This window comes from Burkholderia sp. LK4 (assembly GCF_001043615.1).
Taxonomy (GTDB): Bacteria; Pseudomonadota; Gammaproteobacteria; order Burkholderiales; family Burkholderiaceae; genus Burkholderia; species Burkholderia cepacia.
Map to the genome: position 1 here is coordinate 79,442 of NZ_LDUL01000045.1, position 20,521 is coordinate 99,962.

Here is a 20,521-nt window from a genome sequence, read left to right on the forward strand (position 1 = left end):
GCGTTCCGCCGTCAATCGACAGCGCCGGGCAATCAACGAGGCTGCCACGCGAATTCGCGAACGCGCGGCAGCAACGACGTATCCGCACCGACTACATCGGGCGTAACCAGCCGGGTTTGAAGCGCCATCGCGCACGGCTCGGCTTTCGCGTCGCCGACAGCGCAATCCTGCTTCGGGCCAACCCGTACCGGCATGCCTCCGATCCCCGACAATTGATTATCCGCAAGCCGGACCCCAGACACGTTTCCCCACACGCGAATGCCGTCGAAGCGCGCTTGCGATACGCGGTTGCCGATCACGGCCACTTGCGTCACGGTACCGGACCACGTGCTGACCTCTATCGCTGCCTGCTGCGTGAGTGGGCGCGGATCGGTCCGGCCGGTCACCGTCTGGATATTCGCAATTATGTTGTTCTCGATCCGGACACCGGACGCGCCGTAGGTCTGGAAGCTGTCTTCCTGCGCGACGAGAATCCCGGAGCTCACCTGCACGTTGCGCACGACGTTGTTCGAGATCGTCACGTCCGCGCCGCCGACCACCGTGATTCCGCGCCCCCACGTGTTGCCTTCGAGCGAGTTGCGCGTGATGAAGACGTTGCGGCTCAGCACACCATCGCCCCGGTAGCTCACCACGGCAATCATGTCATCACCGGTGTCACGCACGACATTGCCCTGCACCAGCACGTCACGCGCGCCATGCGTCACATGAATGCCGTCGGCGAGCGTTGACAGTACCTCGTTTCCAACGATCGCGACGTCCGAGCCTCCAAACACGAAAATGCCGGCGCTGGCACCGCCTTCGATCACGTTGTCGAGTACTTGGACGTCGTGCCCCGTCACCTCGACCTTGGTCGACTCCCGCGTCGCCAGGCGCGTCGTGCCGGTTCCCCTGAGCCGAAATCCGATAAGCGTCGTACCGTCGCCCCGCATCTCGACCGTCTGGTCACCCGGGCGGGTTGCCATCAGCGTTGCGCCGTAACCCGACAGCACGACATTCGGCCGCCGCACGATCAGTGAACGACCGATCACATACCGCCCTGGCGCGAACACCAGTCGCTGCCCCGGACGCAACCCGTCCAGCACGCGTTGCAACTCATCCGCCTGATCTGCTCGGCCGGGGGCGGGATAAACGTATGCATCCGGTACGTTCGCATGCAGCGCACCTGAGGCCGACACGTCGGATGCCGCCACGACGATCCCGGGCCACATCAATCCGCCAGCCATCAGGATGCCGGCGATCACGGCGTACGCGCGAGACTGGCATCGTGAACCATGCATATCGAATCGGTTCCCTGGAAAAATCTGATGCACGGGGGTTGCCCCGTGCGCTCGAATACCCGCTGCCGCGGCCGACGTGGTTCACGCCCGCTGCCGCGAAATCGATTGCTTCTGCGGCGACGACAACAAGCTACATCCTTGCCACTCATTGACCGCCGGGCAGATCGGCGATTTCGTCAAAACGGACGAGGTAATGCTTTCCATTAGACCATTTGATCCTGCTAGACCTCGGTGCGCCAGCACACCTAGATATGCAGCCCCATCTCTTCTGATGCCGCGACATTCCACGAATCGTTACGCGGACATAGCGCGAATCTCACAAGGACGAACCGCTCGGTGAATGTCGTCAGCCCAGGCGGCGATCGATTAATTCCTTCGTCGGTAAGCCATCGCACCCAGCGCGTCGCGCATGCGCTGCACAATGCCCTCATCGTCAAACGCGCGCCACGACAGGCGCTTGCGGTTGCGTGATTTCGAGGGACGGTGGCCCGAGGCCTGCCCTCGTCGACTCTACCGTCGACGCCGACGGATCATCCACCTCAATCCCAACATGATGGATTCAATGCGCGCAATTTTCATGAATTCATGAATTAGGAATCCATATTTCACTGAGCCGGATGTCGCGTATGCGCGACCCGCCGGCTATTTGACAATCCGCCGTCCAACCACTTTCACGGCAATCGATGAAAAACGCGATCGAACCGACAGGCCGAAAGATGACCACAAAGAAGATCGTTCATATTGCCGAGGCGTTTGGTGGCGGCGTGCTTTCGATGGTGACCCTGCTAGCCAATCACGCCGCGGCAGCCGGCGTCGATGTGACGGTACTGCACTCGATTCGCCCCGAAACGCCGGCCGATTTTTCAACGTTGTTCCGGCCTGACGTGAAGCTGATCTACGTCGACATGGCACGCGAGGTCAGCATCAGGCAGGATCTTTTGAGCGTGCGCGCGCTGGCCAGGATTCTTCGCGACTGCAAGCCGGCCGCGATTCATCTGCATTCGTCGAAGGCAGGCGTACTCGGGCGTCTCGCGTCGAGAATTGCCGCGCCCAATGCGACGGTCCTCTATTCCCCTCACGGCCTTTCATTCCTGCGCTTCGATATTTCCCGCATGAAGCAGTTTGCCTATCTGAACTTCGAACGCATCGCGGCTCATATCGGCGGAACCATTGTCGCGTGCTCCGGCAGCGAACTCGGTGAGATCAAGGAAAAAGTCCATGCGAAATCGGCAGTTCTCGTGGAAAACGGCGTCGATGTCGCCGAGATCCTGCCCCGCCGAGCACGAGACGATGGCAAGACAGTGGTTGGAATGAGCGGTCGGGCATCGTTCCAGAAGAACCATCACGCATTCGTCGAACTGGCCACCAAACTGCAGCGGGCTGACGTCGACTTCCTGTGGATCGGCGGCAACGCCGACGAGATTCCGGATCCACGCCAGAGCACGGCCGTCATCTGCAGCGGCTGGGTGACTCGCGCACACGCGCTGGCACTCACGTCGGGTCTGGACATCTATGTCCAGACCTCCCGCTGGGAAGGCATGCCGGTCGCATTGATCGAAGCCCAGGTTGCGGGCATACCGGCCGTGGTGACGGACGTCGTCGGTAATCGCGACGTGGTGATTCACGGCGTAACCGGATATATCGCGTCGAGCGTCGACGAGATGGCCGTGTATCTGACCAAGCTGCGGGACGACCGGCAACTTCGCGAAAAAATGGGGGCGGCAGCGCGCACGAGAGCGGTTCAAAGGTTTTCGATGAACACGGTCTTCCGGCAGTGGCACATGCTTTATGGCCTGGACGCGGTCGATTCTCACGCCGGCACTCGCGACTTCAAGCCGGTTGCCCTGGATCACGTCAAAGCCCGATTCTGAGTTCAATGTCCAATGATTGACATGACCGCCTTCAAAAAGTCGAAACATCTCGTGTACAACGGTCGATTCACCACGCAGAAGACGACCGGCGTACAACGGGTCGCACGCGAGCTGATCGCCGCGCTCATCAAGTTTCAGCCTCAAGAACCGGTGACCCTCCTTATGCCTCCACAGCCCGGCGTAGAGGTGAACGGCGCGCGGACCGTCAAGGTCGGTTTTTACAAGGGTGCCGTGTGGGAGCAACTGGTGCTCCCGTTTTTCGCCCGTCCCGGTCGGCTCGTCAATCTCGGCAATTCCGCGTCCATTTTCATCCGCAACCAGATCATCTACATGCACGATGCGGCGGTATTCGACACGCCCGCCCACTTTTCGCGTTCGTTTCGGGTGTGGTACCGAATCATGTTCTGGATCCTGGCGCGAACCTCCGCTTGCGTGCTGACCAACTCCTATTTTTCACGGGACCGCCTCGCCTACCACTGTGGCATCTCGACCGAGAAAATCAGCGTCGTTCCGCTTGGTGCGGATCACCTCGACTCGCTGAAGCCCGACACGAGCGTGCTCGACGCGCACTCGCTGACGCCGAACCGGTTCGTGCTCGCGGTCAGCAGCATGAATCCCACCAAGAACTTTGGCCGGCTCATCGCGGCATTTCGGCAGATCGACGATCCGTCGGTCGACCTCGTCATCGTCGGGATGAGAAACACCACCGTGTTCGGAAACCAGGATCATGTCTTGGCGGCAGAACCGAACATCAAGTTCGTCGGCTATATCAGCGACGAGCAACTGAAAGCGCTGTACCAAAATGCGGCATGCTTCCTTTATCCATCCATCTACGAAGGTTTCGGCATCCCTCCTCTTGAAGCGATGCGCTATGGTTGCCCGACGATCGTCGGAAAAGCCGCGGCGCTGCCGGAAGTCTGCGCCGATGCGGCGCTGTACTGCGATCCGTATTCGCAGGACGACATTGCGGAAAAATTGCGGCGCGTGCTGGGTTCCGACGCACTCAGAGCCGAGCTCAAACGGAAGGGAAATCTCCACGCGGAAAAATACTGCTGGAGCAAAAGCGCAAAAATGATGACGGAAATATTCGAAGGGCTGTAGGCGATCGAAGCAAGCCGTCGCTTCGACGGAGGATTCGCACCGGCATGATCCGGCGCACTCACTCTGACGGTCGTCTCAACCAAGACTCGCGCCGTCACCAAGCCGTGGAATCATGGAAAGGGTCGGCATTTGCGCGCCGAGGCAAAGAAGTTCATGACCAAGCCCCCGATTCGACTAGCAAATACTCGACCGGAAACCTGATTCGCGTATGTCACGCGGCTGAATCACCAGTGACGCAGCATCCGATCCTTGCCCATACTTGCGATCATGGCGCGAGCAGCCCTTCGTGCTCTCGGTAGAGGACAACGAACCGTCGTCGCCGCAGACGAACCGATTCCATCACGAGCCGCATCACCTCGATCTTGCCGGTATGTTGATCAGGCCAACCCGTTCACGGAAGAGCACGTACATGAGTACGACGGTCACGATCGTTTCGACCATCAACACCGCGATCGCCGCGCCACGCTCCGCGAATAGCGAGGCAAGCGGCGGCAGTATCGTGACGTTCAGCAAGCCGGACGAGATCAGGATGGTACTGAAAACGCGCTTCATGCCGAGCGGCAGCATCGTCTGGATTCCGAATAGATCGGTCATGCATGCCATGAACGGCACCAGCGCAAGACAACGCAGCACGCCGACTGTCGGCCCGAACGTGTCTCCGTACAGGATCCGGACCGCGAGCGGCGCGAACTCGTAGATCACCGCCGACATTGCGAGCACTAGCGCACCCTGCACGACAATCAGCTTGCGAAGGAACGCGAACGCCTCGTCACGTGCGTTATGCATCAGATAGGTGATATGAGGGTAAGTGGTTGCCCTCAGCGGCTGCAACATGCCGACAGCGGCCCGGATCAGCTTGTCGCCCGCGGCAAAATAGCCTGCGGCCACGTGACCGGAAACGATACTCAGCAGAACGGTATTGGTCGAGGCGTAGAACGAGATTGAAGTCGATGCGAGGAAGACCTGCGTGCCGCCTTTCAATGCATCGACAATATCCGCGAACCGCACGCGGACACGCGCGATCTCTTGACAAAAGAACAGGTAAGCAAGCGAGGTGAAACCGCAGAGCAACGGCACGGCTGCATTAATGGCGACCGCATGAAGAATATCGTCCGGCGTGTGAACCCACAGGAAGAATGCGGCGACGCTCAGTGCGCGATACCCGACCACCGTCATGCTGAACACGCTCAGCTTCTGAATGCCCTGAAAGTACCAGCCTGGCGTGAGCGCGGCGCCTATTGCCATCCCGAATTCGATCAGCAGCGCCGTGCGCTCCGCTTCGAAGTACGGAATCAACGACGTCATCGCGACGAGTACCGCGAAGCCCGCGACGGTTATCAGCCACTGGGCGCTGATGGTCGTCCAGAAAATTCTGGACCGCTCGATCTTGTCACGCGCGAGCGCGACGCGCGGTGTCGCCGTCAGGTCGAAGCTGTAATTCACCAGATTGATGAAATATGTTGTCACCGCAAGCACGAACGCCAGCCTTCCGTACTGTTGAGGGCCCAGCACACGGGTCAAGAGCGGTAGCGTGACGAGCGGCACGACATACGTCGAGATCTGCAACGCAAACAACATGGCGAAGTTTTTTCGAACGGCGGTCATCGTGCTTTCTGAAGTGAAAATGGGTAGTGCATCGACTGTCAGCAGGCACGCGTGCGTGGTACGGGCTCGTCAATGCCGAGCGCGGCATACAGCGACGATGCGTAGCAATCGATCGAGTAACGTGACCAGTCGTAGTGACGATTTTCGTCGGCGAGGTGCGTGCGTAGCGCGTCGATTGCGCGGGAGAAATCTTCGGGGAAGTTTCGATAGAGGATCTTGTTGCCGATTTCGTCGCCGAATGTCGACAGACTGCCGATGTCGTTCACGAGCACCGGCAGGCCGAGCACCGCGGCCTCGACTATCACGAGGGGGGCGTTTTCCACCCAGATCGACGGAAGCACAAGCGCGTCGTGCGTAGGCAGTTCGGCGAAAAGCGCGGCGTGATCGAGACGGCCGGCAAAACGCAACCTTCCGGCTTTGACGAGGTCCGCGTGGCGTTCCTCGAGAGGACCGCGCTCCGATCCGTCACCATAAACGGTAAGCGATTCGATCGCTTCGCCGGCGGAATCGGCCATAAGCACGAGAAACTGAGCCAGTCCCTTGTCGGCTTCAATACGGCCGACGAACGCAAGATCCAGGCGAGCGCGCTGCGCAGGTTTCGGCGCGCGCGGAACCAATGCCGAATCGATCGGATTCGATAGAAGCGTGACACGGGTTCGCCCGAATCGCCCGATCAGGTCGCGCATGAACGGGCTTGGGCAGAGGATTTCATCGAACAGGCCAAGCGGGTCGAAAAGTGCATTGACCGTGTGCCAATGCAATTTCTTAACGACGTCGTGGAGAATTCCGTGCGGACTGGCGACGGAGACGATGCGTCGGGCACTGTGCAGCTGGTCCAGCGACAATGGTTTCGTCTGCCCGCGGGAATAGATCTGCAGGCTCGGATTGTAGAACACGAGATGGTAATCGTGCGCAGTCAGGTACAAACTGCACCCCGAGCGCCGCTTGTAGCGGGCAAGCACGGGCAAGATCGCGCTCGACAGCAGATTGTGATAATTGTGTACCAGAATGCGTTGTGGTCGAAACCGATCGAGCTGCGCGACGAGCGCACGCGCAGTCGCGCGCGACCATACACGAGCGCGCCGAATATTTTCGACCGCGGGCAGCGCATGCTCGTCGAAGGTTTCGACCGTCACGTCGTTGCGCGCGCGCAGCACGTCAACGGACATTCGGTACACCTCCTCCGCCCCTCCCCTTCGAACGAAGTCGTTGATGACCAGCACGCGCATCACGCAGGACCTCGACATACGTGATGCCGGAAGCTCGACGCATCGTCATCGTCTTCGCGTCGCGGCGAGATCTTCACGGTGTCGCAGGCCGCTTGCAAGCAGTAAATTTTGCGCAATTTCCGGCAGTCGTGGCAATTTCGTTTCATGGATATTCCTGAGCGGAATCACGGCGCCACGTACGTACGGCAAGTGGCCCCGTGACACACTACGTCGCAACGATAACGTACCGAGAATGACGAATCTGTTCGCATGGTCACTCAGAGCCGGTTTCGCCATACCTTCCCGGTGTGCCCGCGAACGTTCCCCGCAACGCGCGAAACGAATACCGCGATAGCGGCGGCGACATAACGCTGCCCGCCCCGCCGACAACGCTAAGGCTGCGGCCTAGCTGCGAAGCGTCAAGAGGTTGTTTCTCGACGCGGGCAGTCTGGCCATCGGCGCAATTCCGCCGATGGCGCTGTGGGCACGATGCCGGTTGTGGTGATGCGGCCAGCTTGCGAAGGCATCGCTGCGGTGGGCGGAGCTTTGGTATGTCGAGGCGTATGCCCACTCGCGCAAGGCCGATTGGATGAACTGCTCAGCCTTGCCGTTGGTCTGCGGACGATACGCCCGTGTAAATTTGTGCCGGATACCCAATTCCTGACAGGCGCGAGCGAATTCGCGTGAGCGGAACGCCGAACCGTTGTCGGTCAACAGCCAGCGCACACGCACGCCGAGTGCTGCATACCAAGCCACGGCGTCACGCAAGAACTGCACGGCACTGGCCTGCTTCTCGTCCGGATGCATCGCCGTGAAGGCAATACGAGCGTGGTCATTTACGGGCACAATCAGATACTCCCAGCCGATGCCATCCACCGAATTGCGCCGATCGCACGTGACGCGATGGCCGGGGCGTGCGATGCGGCCGAGCTTCTTGGTATCGATGTGCAGAAAATCCCCCGGAGCCTCATGCTCGTATCGCTGGATCGGTTCGCGCCGCTGCAGATCGGTCAAACGAGACAATCCAGCACGTACCAAGACTCGACTGACAGTCGACGCAGATACACCGACCTGGCGTGCGATCTGACGCTGCAACAAGCGCTGCCGGCGCAACTCAACGATCAGCAGAGCCGTGTCCGGCGCAATCGCGCGGGGCGCACGAGTTGGCCGAGAAGATGCGTCGGCCAGTGCAGCCGCACCGCCTGCCAAGTAGCGTCCCAGCCATTTGCGTACAGTCGGCGCCGTCACGCCGCGGTCGGCTGCCGCCTGCGGCACACTCAAACCGAATTCGGTGATCTCGTGAACCATCTCAAGTCGGCGGGCAAAGGTGAGTCGGGCATTCTTATGGGTGTTCATCCGGCTGGCTTCCCGGAAGGTTGGATGTTTGGCGACTTCCAGTCTCCCGGACTCAGTCCGGATGAACCATCGATACAACCCATTGAAGCTTCACAACTAGAGCGTCGACTCGGTGTGCCGTTTGCGCGAGTGCGACACAGTCGCGTGTTTCGTTTTCTCCGGCACCGCTAGCTCCACCGGAGCCCGCCAACATGCAAGCAGTGCAGTACACCTATCGATGACATATTGCGCGGCGGCGGTGCCGTGCAATGAATGATCGACGGATTCCTGCAGATCGATCGATATGTTCGGCAAATGAGCGAACGCTCGCGACGCGGGACCGAAATGCCGTACCAGTGTATCGACGCCCGGATCGAGCATGCCGTAGACAAGATGGGTGCGAATGCCACGCGCCGACATGTCGCGCAGCAATCCTCGCGGCGTATCCTTGCCGGGGTATCTCCCGACCCGCTCTGCGATACGCATGATCGGCACCGACATGAAATCGACGAGGAAGCGCGACAATCCACGCAGTACCGGACGCAAATCACGACCACTGCGCAGCAGACGGCGCCACTTTCCAGCGCTGCGCAGCGACGCTAGATAGCCTCGCATCGAATTCGTCTGATTCTTGATCACATTCGTGAGCGTCTCTCCGCGCGGCCACACGAAGACCTGGAGATTGACTGCGATCGCGCCGGCAAACTGGCCGTTCGACGCGGCATGAAGCGACGTATACGCACCGGAGCAAATCCCGAACGAAACAACCTTGTAATGCCCGTGCTCTTTCAGCCAGTCTGCAGCTGAAACCATATCGGTGATTACCTGATCCGAATACGGGATGTCCTGCTGATTGTCACGTGCGCGCGCGCCACTGTCACCGATTCCGCTGGCATCGATCCGCAGACTGCAGATACCCTGCGCGGCAAGCGACCGGGCGAGTCGAACCGCGAGGCGTCCATCCGCGATGCGCGGATTGGCGGCCGTATTCGTTATCAGGAGAGTGGGTGCGGCGGCACGCATGATGCCTTCGGCCGGCTCGCACAGCACCCCGACCATCTGCTGCGGACCCACGCGAACGATTCGTTCGATACTTTCTTTTCCCTTCAGTACCACGCCGGCGTCGGTGCATTGCGCGCACGCGCGAACGATCGGATCCGGATCGTCGTCGAGCCAGTCCGCAACCGTGTCGAGCAATGCCTCCGGAAGCCGCGACCAGAGCGGCTCTCGCATTGCGTCCGCCCAGTCGGTGCATGCATGAACCTTTACCTCGACACCCCGCGCCTGCAACGCGTCCGAAAGCGTCGCACTGTCGCCGTACGGTGCATCGACCAGCAATGCGCGCGCCGGCAATGTGCCCAATTGACCGGCAATCTGGCGCAGGTCGATACGCCGCAGCGCCTCGACCAGATCATCTGGGTACAGGTGTCCGAGTATGTTCAGGGGTTTCTCGTCGCGAACCGCGCATCTCACGGTCGGCGGGGCATTGTCGAGCCAGTGTTGCGCGACGACAGAGAGCTCGCGCAGGTAGCCGCGACCGCGCACGACGGGCGCGAGTGCGATGAAACGGGTTAGCCCGGGGATGCCGTCCGCGGCGAGGAGCGCCACTGCCGCGCCGGCACGTACCCCGACGAGCGTCAGATGGTCCACCGTGACGCGCTCTCGCAATGCCTGGACCGCGGACTGAACGCTCCCGAGCATTTTCCCGAAGCGATCAGGATCGCTTTCGTCGCCTAGCGAATCGCCACTCGCCGGATAATGAAAGCGCAGCACCGGGAAGCCACGGTCAGAAAGATGCTCGGCGAGTGAACGCACGAGCTTGTGAAGCCAAAGTGCTTCGTGACCGAGCGGCTCGCAGATGACGATGCCGTGTGTTCGATTGCCCTCGTGAAGCCAGCCGACGCATCCATCAAACTGGACAGGTGTCATGGTCTTATCCTTGTTTTAATAAACTCTAACGAAATCCACTATATGGACTTCAATCGTGCGGTGCCGACCGATATCCGTTTCATGCCGCAATCCAGCATCCCCCGGAAGATATCGGGCGTCCGCTTCTCGATCCCGAGAACCATCCGCGTTTCTCTTTTTCAATCGGCCCGAATGTCGCCCGGACCGATCCGTACGGATCAGCCGTCAGCGTCGCCAGAGGCAAACAGACTACTGCTGCGCCGTGCGGTGAGCGTACGCGCAAACTCCACGAACGGAGCCTCGCACAAACGATAGCCGGCCCATGACAATGGAATCAAAGGCAGGACCGGTACGATCATGTAGAGACCAAGCGGCCATCCGGTGACGTGGAAACGCTGGCACAACCAGAACATTGCAAACAACGGGAGGCTATGCAGCAAATAGATCGAGTAACTGATCTCGCCCAGCCATGAAAGCAGGCGAATGCGGAGCTTCAGAACGGTCGCCAATGCGACGAATATCGCGATGCCGATGAAGTAAGCAAGCGAAGTCGGAAAGTGTTCCATGTTGTGATGTCGCCAATCGCTGAGCGCCCCCATCAGCGCGACACTTGCAATCACCGCCGTCAGGCAACCTACCGCCGACCGGTAAGTGAGCGCCATTCGACCCGGTGCACCATGCCCTGGCCATCGAACGCGCAGCAATTTGAGAGGCGTGTCGTATGCCTGCCGAAAGCAGGCACCCCAAAACATGATACCGAGATGGTACGGCATGGTCTTGTATTCGCTGGGCATACCGGCCGGGGCGAGTTTCAACTCGACGATCGTCACGAACAGCCCGGTCAATCCGATGCTGACAACACATAGGCAGAACATCCGGTGAAGTACGCCGCCCCAGAACAAGATTAGGCAGAGCCCGTAAAAATACAATTCCGTCTCGAGCGTCCAGCCATGCGGCAAGATCAGGCTTTCTCCGAATGCGGCGGGCATCATGGTCACGTTTGCCACGATCCCATCGATATCCATTTTTTTATCAAACAGATACCAATGAACAAAATATCCCAAAGGAAGCGCCAACCAGTATGCCGGGTATAACCGGAAGAACCTTCGAACGAGGAACCGCTTCGTGCCCGCGCCAATCTCTCCGTGCAGGCTGCTGGGAATCAGCATGCCGCTGATCGCGAAAAACACGACCACACCCACACGCCCGAAATTCATGGAGCGTTGAAGCGTGTCGAGCATGTATTGCGATCCTGCCAGCGGAGCAAATCGCTCGGCATAGTGTGTCCATATGACGAGTATCACGGCAACCGCGCGCATCGCATCGACATGGTGAAAGCGCTTCGAATCGTTCGAGTGGGACATGGCTGAAATAGTGAAAACCCAAGTATCTCGATCGCAACGCGACACCCATGCCTGCGGCGTCCGCCCAAATGATTCCGGTCGTCGAGATCGCACCGTTCGGTGCAACGGCCCAAGCGAATGCCGCATTCAACTCGAGCCGGAACGCCTCCTGTCGATCACGTACCACCAAACCAGTGCGGCCAACGCATAAAATGCCGTGCGCGAGCCGAACATCATCCAGTAATCGCCCTGCTGAACGGCGAAGGTCGCATACGAGAAGACCTTCGCCATCAGCCACAGCATCACGACCCCGCCACGCATCGTGACCAGGATCTGTAACGCGGCCAGCGCACCATATACGACGCCGGTCATCGCGACGAAAATTGCCCCCCCGACATAGCCGAACCAATACACGGGTACCGCCATGTTTCCCATCGTGAACGTGACGTCGTCGAAGATGTAGGCCTTGAGGAGCTGTGGCTCCATATACGAGATCATCAAGTCGCGCAAACCACTCGGTTCGGAATCGTCGAAAAAGGTTGGCATCGTCCAGGAAGCGAGAGAGTTCACGAAACGCCAAAAAGCAGCCGCGCCGCCGAGTGCCGGTGCCGTGAACATCCGCGCATCACCGTCCACCACGTACCACGGCTGTCCCTGCAGCAGAAAGCGCGACGAGATCACATCCGCAACTTCCAGCCCCTGCCCCCGGTAGGCGTAAACGATGGAAACGGTGCCGAGCAAGAGCGCCAGCCCGGCACCTATACCCAGATAGCGGACAACCGGCTTACCGTTCATCGCATGAATCGCGATGAACGGCGCCAGCGAACACAGGCCGATATGCAGCACCGCCATGAATTGCTCGCCATGCAGCACATTGAGGCCCAGGTCGATCGCCATCGTGAGGATCGCCAACCACCGGATGCGTTTATTGGAACTGGTGGCAATGGTGCCCAACAAAAAACCCATGAAGGTTTGATTGTTCAGGAAAAGATTGAACATCGCGCCGTTCGACGCATCATTGCGCAACGCATACCTATTGATGCCGGTAAACAACGAGAATCCCGACGTCAGCCCCGCCAGCACACCGGTCACGATGATCGCGGCCGCAAGTGCAAACCCCATCGTCATACTGATTGGTTGCAACGCGATCCGCGCCCTGATCGGCTTGTACGACGGGCGCTCATCAAGGAACCTGTCGAATGCGACGAGCGCACATAAGACAAAAATCAGATAGAACGAAAGAAGCCGGCTGAAAGCGCCGGTCGCCTCACCCGAGATGTCGGTTTCCCTCAGGTATCCACCGTTCTCCAGTCCGACACCGGCAAGGAATGCAGTCAGCCCGATCGCGAGTACATAGAGCACCGACACTGCAAACACCGGACGATACTTGACCAGGACGACAAGTCCCGATGTTGCCAGCAACAACGTGCACGTGGCGCTCGACTCCGTCACGCCGAGCGCCGGCATCATCGCATTGATCAAAAACGCAAGCGCGAATAACGTCGATATCGTCACCCCGGTTGCGGATATCGCCCCCCCGTTGATTTGTATTGTTCGCGCAGTTTTGTCTATCATGCTGCAACCCGAAATTCGTTCCACCGGTGACGCACCGTTCTAGCCGCGCGCGCCCTGCCCGCTGCAAGATCGCCCCCCTTCCGCAAGCGCACTGCCGGCTCCCTCGCTCGATCCAGCCATGAAGCAGCGAATTGACTGGTGCATGCGATATCAGGCAACGTTTCTCAGCAATCCCTTTCTTACCCGCTCCCACGCCCTGAACAGAAATGCAACGGGTACGACGTCGCCTGGAGCGTTTCGCGACTTGGCTTCTTTCGTATGCGGCTCGATGTTCGCGTAATGGCGCCGACGCAACGGTGAAGGCTGAAAGCCGTTGAATACCAGCCCATCCACTTTCACGCCAACCCGGTTCAAATTCCGGATCACATCCGCCACGCCGGCGTAGCTGACCGAACCTTGCCGCGCCACCATCAACGTAACGTCCGCCAGCCTCGACAACATCGCGACCTTCGCGACCGGGCGCGCCACTGGCGCATCCACGACGACCGCGTCGTATTCGCGTCGCAATGCGGTGATCAGAGGATCGAGCCGTTCCATTTCGAACAGGTGCCGCGACGGCTCGACACGTTTTCCTGCAGGCAGTACATCGAAATTTTCCCGGACGTGGTAGATCGCCTTCCCGAGGTCCCGCGAGCCAGTCAACACATCCGACATCCCTGCCGGGTATTTCGTGGACACGTATCGATCAGCGCCCGATTCGTCTGCATCGGTACGCACCAGCAGTGTTTTGAGACCGCTTTGCGAGAACAAATGCGCAAGATTGGCTGAGATCATCGACCTGCCCTGACCCGGCTCGGGAGACGTGACCAGAACGATCCTTGATTTACCCTGCGTAGCAGTCGTCGCGTAACGCAACAACAGCGCCAGATCGTCCAACGCTTCGGCCAGCGGCGTATCGGGATACTCCCTTACAGCTATAAACGCCGATCTGTCATTCAGGTCGGCCTCGACCTGATGTAACGAGGTCGGGACAATACCCAGCACAGGGACGCCGGCCACCTCCTCTAAATGCTCCGGATTCCGGGCGTTTTGGAAAAACAACGCACAGCCTTGTGCCGAAGCAACGCCCAGTATCAAACCGATCGCAGCACCCAGCACGATGACGAGCAAGCGTTTCGGCTGAACCGGTTTGTCGGTGACATCAGCCTTGTCGATAACAGACGCGTTACCGACGGTGCCAGCTTTTGCAATTTGCAGCTGCTGCGCGTTGTTCATCAAGCCGATATAGAGTTGATTGTTGACCTCGACGTCGCGCGATAGGCGCAAGTAGGTCTGCTGCTGCGACGGCAAGCGCGCGACCTTGCTTTTCAATTCCGCCGACTGCTGATCCAGCGTTTTCAGCTTGCTGGCTACCGCAGTAAGCTGAGGTTGTCCGGCGACATATTTCGACGCCAGATCCTGGTACTCGAGCTTGGCTTCGAGCCGCGACTTTTCCACGAGCGCCAACTGGTCGATCAGCAGTTGCACATCGCCTTGCGCATCGATCGATCCCTGTGCATTGCGAAACTCGTTCAACGCATGCTCAGCCTGCTCCAGTCGCTTCTTGACCACCGGCAATTGCGTGTCGAGAAACGCAAGACTGTGCTCGGCATCCTCCGAGCGCCGCTTTGTCTTGGCGTCCAGATAGGCGGCAGCAATGGCATTGAGCAACCGCGCGGCATACACGGGGTCAGGGTCCTCGAAACTCAGCTGCATGATGCCCGACTGACGTTTCGTTTCGGCCCCGTTCAGTTTCTTCAGGACAGCCTCGAGTCGCACCGGCGTGGCGACGCGGCGCACGCGAAATTCCGTACCGGCGCGTGCCACGATCCGCGATACCTCCACCCGATACCCGTTTGCCTCGGTTGGTTGGCCCACTTGGCCCGCCAACACCTCTTGACCATTGCTGTTTTTCAACAGGAAGCGATTACCCTCGAGATAGTCGAGTTCCAGTTTCTTGCCGATCTGCGCATCGGGAACGTCGAATTTCGTGAATTCGATCCGCTCGCCGCCCCACGCCCAAAACGGCGTATTTAACAATGGCTCGACGAGGCCATTGCGATCCTTCGACAAGATCGAACCGAGCAAACCGCCGACGAGCGGAATCGTATTCCTGACCGACACATCTACCTGCGCGACGGTAGCATCGATTGCCTGGGTGACAACCGCGCGCGAGCGAGCGATATCGATCTCGCCGACGACGGCCGAGTTCTGGATATCCAGCGCGTTTGAAATTTCGGAAAGCGAACCCAGCGCGCTGTGCTTGTTTTCCTCGACCTGTATCAACGTGTCCACGGAGTACATCGGTGTTGCCGCAACGGCATACATGATCGCCAACAGCAAACACCCCAGGAAAACAGCCAGGAAAACGCGCCAGTGATCAAACACGTTTTCCAGCAGCTGGACCAGCGTGAAGTCAACCCCGTTTCGAGAAATACTTCCCGATCCGTCTCGAGATCGCTTCGATGAAGGCCTATCCAATGTCATGCATACGCTCCCAAATTGCCGTCCTGACGGGCTTACTGTCGCCGTGCATGCTGTTGATCACGCATGTCCCGCCACTCGCTCCGGGCCACTCTTTTCGGCACATCACGCGAGGCACTTGTCCTGAGTCCGACCACCTGCACGCGAGAACGCACCGTCGAATTCGTTGAACAGAAAACAAGTGACCTTGCTGGTCCGGATCACTATGCGATAAATGCGCGGTTTTCTGAGTGCGATGCCTTACATTAAGCGGCCCCGAGTAAGCGAATCACCGGGTCGCCGACCCTCTCGCGCCACGTCGGGGGTCGATTCGAGAAATGTGGCCCAGCCTACTTGAACGCGCCCGACCGCAAGGTTCCCCCCCTGTTTTCGACCTACCCCAACCGCACAAATAAATGACGAATCAACGACTGCTCGCGAGCGACCAATCCGGCCTGCTATCCACGGCTGGGTGAACTAACGCACATCCTTTTTCCGTGGTTCGTCCAACATGGCCCATGCGGGAACCCATCCCGGATCGGCCGGTACGCCCGGCAGCATGCGATGAGGTCGAGGCGTTTGATAATCGGTCGACTGGAACGGCAAGCGAGCGAGGAAACAAGTGGGTCTTCGGTCGAACTCAGGTTCATGAGCCCCCGTCACCTGCCGAAAAACGTCTTCGTCGCAATACGTCAATGTATCGATGACAAGGCTTTTTGTTTAACCATGCTGAATGACGACATGAGCAGCCACGAACGATTCGGCACATCGGTGCCGAACAAGAACGACCCGACAGGGCGCCGAACGCGCGCGGCGCTTTGCCTGGCGATTTCCGCCATGCTTTCCGCTTGTGCATATGCGCCCGGACAGCACATGGCGTCGTCCCCTGCATTGCCGGTCACGACTGACGACAACGGTGACGTGACCAGCGACATGAAGGTGCCGGTCAAGCAGATCGATCTGACGCTGATCACGCTCATTCGCGCGGAGCAGAAGAACCGCACCGCGTCGCCCATTCCCGACAATCTGCTCGGCAGGCCAAGCGGCTACAGGCTCGGTCCGGGAGACGTGTTGCAAATCACGGTATGGGATCACCCGGAATTCGCCACCGCTGCCGGCCAGCCGACGCCGAACACGAAGTCCTCGGACGCGGCGCCCGGTTTCGTCATCGATAGCGACGGCAACGTGCAGTTTCCATACATGACGCGACCGATCCACGCCGCCGGAAAAAACGCGGTGCAGATCCAGCGGGAAGTCACTGCCGAACTCAAGAAGGTGTTTATCAAGCCGCAAGTTACCGTTCGCGTGGCATCGTTCCGTGCCGAGCAGGTGTATGTAGACGGTGAAGTGCGAGCACCCGGTTCGCAGGCGATCAACGACATTCCGATGACTTTGGTCGAAGCAGTCAATCGCGCCGGTGGCTTTGCACCGACAGCGGACCAGAGTCGCGTCACGATCACGCGCAATGGGACGACGTATCCGGTGAATGTCGCGCGGATGATGCAAACGGGCAAGAACCCCGCCGCCATCATGCTGCAGCCGGGCGACCTGCTGCATGTGAGCGCGCGCGAAGACAATCCGATCTACGTGATGGGTGAAGTCAACAAGCCGCTGGCCGTGCCGCCGCAACGTGACGGTTCGCTCACGCTGAACGAAGCACTTGCACAAGCCGGCCAACTCAACCAGCAGACGTCGAATGCCAAACAGGTTTTCGTGTTGCGCAAGGCCGACGACAGCGATCCCGTAGTCTATCGACTCGACATGAAGTCACCGGTTTCGATGCTGCTGGCGAATCAGTTCCCGCTGGCGTCGAAGGACATCGTCTATGTCGACAATACCGGACTCGTCCGGGCCAGCCGCGTGCTGAATCTATTGCTGCCGGCAATCAGTGCGGGTTTGACCGGCGCGCTCATCACCAAGTAATTCCGCTTGTCGGCCTCGGCAAGTCAGCGTGCGAACCGGAAAGACACCGTCCGGTGACGCACGCTGTTTCATTTATCCGGGGGGATACGCCGCGGCCTCGCGTGAGCGGCACGATATACAGTCGGCTAGCGCCCCGCGCTATCTGCCGTCACGGTCGTGCTCCGGCGCGGCCGCTCCCGCGGCGACACACGATTGGACACCGTCCAGCCCGGCGCGTATGTGAGCAACCCCACCGAACGCCAAACTTCATACGGAAATGGTGCCACACCCTGAAAAGCGATCGTGACCGCGGCTTGCTAACCGCCACACCACTTGTTCAGTGTTGCGTCGAACGTAAAAGTCAGGACCTGGCCGCTCGCCATGACGACATTGCCGCCGGTTGTCGTCTGGATGTTCGCGTTGTTCGCGATCGTGCAATTGCCGTTGGTCGCAACGATCTTCACCGACTGGCCGTCGATGCCCCCGATCAGGTTGGTCAGCGTCGTGGGCGACGCGTAGTTCGCCGTCAGTTTGCTGATACCGGTCACCCCGGGCGTCGAACTTGTGCCGACGAAGCCGTTGGACCATACCGCCATCGCGTTACCCGCGCTGTCGGCCGTCGGCACGCCGTAGCTGTAACGAACGAGCCCGGTTGCATTCTCGATGTGAAATTGCCACGGCCACATTTGCAGCAGGCGCCCGCTGGCCCATGCGCTGTTGACAGCGCGTCCGTAGCGGTCTTCCGGAATATATTTGTAGCGCCCGGCGACACCGTTGCCTTGCGAAGCGTCGACGCAGATCTTCGAGAAGTATTCACCGGCGGGAATGTACGCGGTACTGGATGAAGACGGCGTAAACGTATAGGTGTCGGTCCCGGCCGTGACGCTTCCCGAACGCGTGATCGTGCCCGTGATGCCGAAAATGGTCGCCAGCGTCGTATCGCCGGTCCCGTTGACTGCGTTGACCGGCATGAAGATCGACAGGTTCGGTGTCGTACCGAATGACCAGCCCGGGATCGCGACGGCGCCCGTCCCCGTCAGCATCAGGGCGGATGCGACCTGCTGAAACACACTGTCGGTCTCGCAATCGATTCGCAGGTTGTACGGGCTCTCGGTGGAAATGAACACCGCCTCGGCACATCCGAAATAATTCCTGAACCTGATCGTGTTGTAGCCGATATTCCCGATCGTCACCCCCTTCACCGTCTTCGGGAATGCGAAGGTAAATTCATTGTCCGTGGGATAAACATTGAAATTCGGGTTCGGCAGAATCTCCGCTGCGTAATCATTACGTGCGCTCAGCGGGACGTTGATGTCGAACAGGCAGTTTGTGACCTGTCCGATGACGCTAAACATCCGGCCGCCGCTCAGTCCCATCGTCGTCATCCGGTCGTGCAGCACGATGTTTCTCGCTTGAATTCCGTACAGCGGGAAGCCGGTATTCGACGTGCGCCGATCCTGCACGGCAAGCGCGGTGCCATAGCTGAAGATGATGTCGATATTGTTCAGGTTGAACAGGTTCGACGAGTCGGACATAGCGGCAGCCGGGCTGTCGTCAAGGTAGACCCCGAAACTCGGCGTATTCGTCGACAGGTCGCCGCAGTGCCTGATCTTCATCGTGTTCAGATTGATCTCGCGCACGTTGGCGCGTGCTTGCGTCGATCCGCTTCCGGTGTCCATCCACAGCACGCCGGCGCCGCGGAAATACAGACAGTTCACGTGAGCGACATCGAGCCAGTCCACGTTGCCCTGCAACACGAGGCCATGTTGCAGTGATGCGCACGCGCGATTGCCCTGAAGGGTAAAGTCGCGCAGGACACACCCGGCGAGCACGGCCATGCTCGACGTCCATGACACGTTTCCGGTCTGCGGCAAATCCGTCGCTTCGTTGTTGAAGCCCGCGTTCAATACCGTCAGGCATTGGCCGCTGACGCCGGCTCCGAACTGAATGATCGAGGTGCGCGCCGAATGCCCGAACACGGCTATCGGCTTGGTGATCGGCGGAAGCACGAGGCTCGAATAGTAGACCCCGGCAGGCAGGTCGCCTTTGACCGGCCAGATAGTCATCAGGTAATTCAGCCAGGCTGTCAGGGCCGGGCCGTCGTCGGTGCCGTAGACCACGTTCGCCCCGGTCGCCGACGCATTGGCCGCTTTCGCGAGCGTGATCTGCGTTGCGCTGACGAACGCCGCAATCGTGGTGGAAACGACCAGCGTTGCAACGCCACTGGCGTTCGTTGTCGCGATGTCGATACGCTTGCCGACGTCCGCCGCCGTGAATACCGCCGAGGCCGACGAAAACGATGTTGATCCCGATGTCGTGACGCCGTCGTTGACGATCCGGGTGTTTCCCTTCGCACCAAAATATTTGGCGCTAACCGGCAAATTGGCCGGAAGCGCCGCAGGTAAATCCATCCATACCTGCGTGGTACCCGCAGCCAGATTCACGACCGCACCGCCATTGCTCGACGCCAGCACGGTGGTACGCGCTAGCGTGTTCCCGCTGGCGTTGTATGTGCCGATTCCGATCTCCCAGTTCCCGCTCGGAACACCGGCCCCCGTGACGGCTTGCAGCCCGTAATAGAAAGTATCGGCATTGGCGCACACGGACGAAAATGCGCGGAATCACGTCATTGCACCGGCCAGGGACAGTGCCCCCGTACCGGTGGAAGTGGTCGTTTCCTGAACCCGATCCTGAAGCTGGAATGCCATATCGATCCTGCACGTGTGATTGTCGGACTTAGCGGAAATCAACTCCTGTCGCACCTTCGGATTCGATGCCCGGTTTATTGATTATCGAAAAGAGATGTGCGAGTTCGATCGAGCGTACGCACCCGCGCAAGACTATAAACAGATTCACCGGCAAACAGTGCGTGAAATGACCCAAGTGATTGAGCGATACCGCCATCGCCATATGAAAAGTACGTTTCGAACATCCGGTCAACCGCGTCGTATTCG

The 20,521-nt window shown here is 59.4% G+C and carries 12 protein-coding genes; 3 read left to right on the forward strand and 9 right to left on the reverse strand.

Annotated elements, in window-relative coordinates; translation table 11 throughout:
- Positions 1-32: 32 nt before the first annotated feature.
- On the reverse strand, positions 33-1,277 hold the full coding sequence (locus VK92_RS22905; RefSeq protein WP_048021849.1) for a right-handed parallel beta-helix repeat-containing protein: 1,245 nt from the start codon (positions 1,275-1,277) through the stop codon (positions 33-35).
- 716 nt (positions 1,278-1,993) lie between these two features.
- Here VK92_RS22905 and VK92_RS22910 point away from each other — a divergent pair.
- Both VK92_RS22910 and VK92_RS22915 read left to right on the forward strand, forming a co-directional pair.
- On the forward strand, positions 1,994-3,148 hold the full coding sequence (locus VK92_RS22910) for a glycosyltransferase (RefSeq protein ID WP_048021847.1): 1,155 nt from the start codon (positions 1,994-1,996) through the stop codon (positions 3,146-3,148).
- A gap of 21 nt (positions 3,149-3,169) precedes the next feature.
- Entirely contained in the window at positions 3,170-4,249 is a 1,080-nt protein-coding gene (locus tag VK92_RS22915; RefSeq protein WP_048021845.1) for a glycosyltransferase family 4 protein, read from the forward strand.
- A 351-nt stretch (positions 4,250-4,600) separates the two neighbouring features.
- Here VK92_RS22915 and VK92_RS22920 read toward each other — a convergent pair whose 3' ends face one another.
- From VK92_RS22920 to VK92_RS22950, 7 genes are all read right to left on the reverse strand, one after another.
- Positions 4,601-5,854 carry an oligosaccharide flippase family protein gene (locus tag VK92_RS22920; RefSeq protein ID WP_048021844.1) on the reverse strand — a complete coding sequence of 418 codons (1,254 nt, stop codon included), beginning with the start codon at positions 5,852-5,854 and terminating at the stop codon, positions 4,601-4,603.
- Positions 5,855-5,892: 38 nt separating this feature from the next.
- Positions 5,893-7,083, reverse strand: coding sequence for a glycosyltransferase (locus tag VK92_RS22925; protein ID WP_048021842.1), 1,191 nt, complete (start codon positions 7,081-7,083; stop codon positions 5,893-5,895).
- A 384-nt stretch (positions 7,084-7,467) separates the two neighbouring features.
- The gene (locus VK92_RS22930; protein ID WP_048021840.1) at positions 7,468-8,418 is read right to left on the reverse strand and encodes an IS481 family transposase; all 951 of its coding nucleotides are present in this window, start codon (positions 8,416-8,418) and stop codon (positions 7,468-7,470) included.
- 96 nt (positions 8,419-8,514) lie between these two features.
- Positions 8,515-10,326, reverse strand: coding sequence for a serine aminopeptidase domain-containing protein (locus VK92_RS22935; protein ID WP_048021838.1), 1,812 nt, complete (start codon positions 10,324-10,326; stop codon positions 8,515-8,517).
- 197 nt (positions 10,327-10,523) lie between these two features.
- A complete protein-coding gene (locus tag VK92_RS22940) occupies positions 10,524-11,669 on the reverse strand; it encodes an acyltransferase family protein (RefSeq protein WP_048021837.1) in 1,146 nt (381 codons plus the stop codon).
- Between the two features lie 126 nt (positions 11,670-11,795).
- Positions 11,796-13,223: a DUF6418 domain-containing protein gene (locus VK92_RS22945; RefSeq protein WP_048021835.1), complete on the reverse strand. Its 1,428-nt coding sequence runs from the start codon at positions 13,221-13,223 to the stop codon at positions 11,796-11,798.
- A gap of 150 nt (positions 13,224-13,373) precedes the next feature.
- Positions 13,374-15,689 (reverse strand): GNVR domain-containing protein, encoded by a 2,316-nt coding sequence (locus tag VK92_RS22950; RefSeq protein WP_048021833.1) that lies wholly within the window; start codon positions 15,687-15,689, stop codon positions 13,374-13,376.
- A gap of 717 nt (positions 15,690-16,406) precedes the next feature.
- On the opposite strand from VK92_RS22950, the gene VK92_RS22955 reads away from it, so the two are divergent.
- Positions 16,407-17,588 carry a polysaccharide biosynthesis/export family protein gene (locus VK92_RS22955; RefSeq protein WP_124544750.1) on the forward strand — a complete coding sequence of 394 codons (1,182 nt, stop codon included), beginning with the start codon at positions 16,407-16,409 and terminating at the stop codon, positions 17,586-17,588.
- 296 nt (positions 17,589-17,884) lie between these two features.
- Here the strand turns inward: VK92_RS22955 and VK92_RS43075 are convergent, their stop codons facing one another.
- The gene (locus VK92_RS43075) at positions 17,885-20,170 is read right to left on the reverse strand and encodes a hypothetical protein (protein WP_231600506.1); all 2,286 of its coding nucleotides are present in this window, start codon (positions 20,168-20,170) and stop codon (positions 17,885-17,887) included.
- Between the last annotated feature and the right edge of the window lie 351 nt (positions 20,171-20,521).